Origin of the sequence: Paraburkholderia terricola (assembly GCF_900142195.1) — a bacterium.
Classification (GTDB): domain Bacteria; phylum Pseudomonadota; class Gammaproteobacteria; order Burkholderiales; family Burkholderiaceae; genus Paraburkholderia; species Paraburkholderia terricola.
The window spans coordinates 1-1,594 of sequence record NZ_FRAB01000101.1 but is presented as its reverse complement, the minus strand read 5'-3'; the positions used below and the strand labels follow the sequence as shown (position 1 = coordinate 1,594).

The 1,594-nt window shown below is 65.3% G+C and carries 2 protein-coding genes; both read left to right on the top strand.

Features of this window, described 5'->3' with window-relative positions:
- Window positions 1-114: 114 nt before the first annotated feature.
- Window positions 115-1,002 carry a LysR substrate-binding domain-containing protein gene (locus BUE39_RS33585; protein ID WP_011178398.1) on the top strand — a complete coding sequence of 296 codons (888 nt, stop codon included), beginning with the start codon at window positions 115-117 and terminating at the stop codon, window positions 1,000-1,002.
- Window positions 971-1,594 (top strand): helix-turn-helix domain-containing protein (locus tag BUE39_RS33580; protein WP_143032060.1); only part of this gene is annotated, 624 nt, incomplete at its 3' end. The genes BUE39_RS33585 and BUE39_RS33580, both read left to right, overlap by 32 nt.

Genomic DNA, 1,594 nt, shown 5'->3' with positions numbered 1-1,594 from the left:
CATGGCGGTAGTCTAGAAATGCCGGGCCATATGGTCTAATACCTTCCATCAGCGCGAGCGATACGGGATCGGTATGGCTCTCCGGCAGCCGGAGCCAGCCACCAGGAGTGAAGAATGGAGTTTCGACAGCTTCGCTATTTCGTTGCTGCCGCGGAGGAGGGCAACGTCGGTGCCGCCGCGCGGCGGCTGCATATTTCCCAGCCCCCGGTCACGCGACAGATTCACGCGCTCGAACAGCATCTGGGCGTGTTGTTGTTCGAGCGCAGCGCGCGCGGCGTGCAGCTCACGCCCGCCGGGGCCGCGTTTCTCGAAGATGCACGGCGCATGCTCGAACTGGGTCGGACTTCCGTGGACCGGTCCCGCGCCGCCAGCCGGGGCGAGATCGGCCAACTCGATATCGGCTACCTCGGCACGGCGATCTACCAGACCGTCCCGGCATTGCTCCATGCGTTCACGCAGGCGGTCCCGGGGGCGACGCTGTCTCTGGCCCTGATGCCCAAGGTGCGGCAGATCGAGGCCCTGCGTGCCGGCACCATCCATCTCGGTGTCGGCCGCTTCTACCCCCAGGAGCCTGGAATCACGGTGGAGCACCTGCACTACGAACGGCTGTATATCGCAGCGGGTTCGAGCATTGCGCGCCAGCTGAGACAGGATCCGACGCTGCTGCGGCTCAAGAGCGAGTCCCTCGTTCTTTTCCCCAAGGAGGGGAGGCCGAGTTTCGCTGACGAAGTGATCGCCTTGATGCGCCGGGCCGGGGTCGAGCCGCGCGTGACGGCGATTGTCGAAGATGTCAACGCGGCCCTCGGGCTCGTCGCGGCCGGCGCCGGCGTCACGCTGGTCCCGGCCTCGGTGGCCGCGATTCGGCGGCCCTTCGTCCGGACGATGGAGATGGCCGATGCGAGCGCCAAGGTGCCGGTCAGCCTGACTTACCTGACCGACTCTCGCGTACCCGTGCTTCGCGCATTTCTCGATGTCGCAAGACGCGGGAAAGGACAGAAATAGCGCGGCTGGCTACGTGTACGATTTCGTGTTCGAACGCGAACTCCGTCAAGCAACTCGACCATCCATCGCCGCCGTCAGGCGCCAGCGCGAAGACGACTACCATCGAGATAGATCACCCGCCGCGTGGCGCCCGCAACGGGCCTCCTCGAAGGCGAATGCAACCCCGCTCCCCTCAGCACGGCACATGGCCACCCAAGATCGAACCCAGGCGGCACGCAAGAAGACATCGGGCCCGGCCGCGGCCAAACCCGCCAGCGAATCGACGCTGTACGTGCAATCGGTCGAGAAGGCGATGAAGGTGCTGATGGCCTTCGACGGCTCCAAGCGCCAGCTTTCGCTGTCCGAGATCTGCACGCTCACGCAGCTCGACCTGAGCGCCGGGCAGCGCTTCACTTTCACGCTCACGGCGCTCGGCTACCTCAACAAGGAATCGGAAAGCCGCAAGTACGAGCTCTCGCCGCGGCTGCTCGACTTCACCTACCATTACCTGGCGTCGAGCGACGTGGTGAACCGCGCCACGCCCTTTCTGCAGCAGCTCAGCCAGATGACGGAGGAGGTCTGCAACCTCACCGTGCTCGACGGGCCGGACATC

Bases quoted from the DNA above. Each gene is read 5' to 3' on its own strand.
- BUE39_RS33585 (WP_011178398.1), top strand. From the start codon at position 115: ATGGAGTTTCGACAGCTTCGCTATTTCGTTGCTGCCGCGGAGGAGGGC.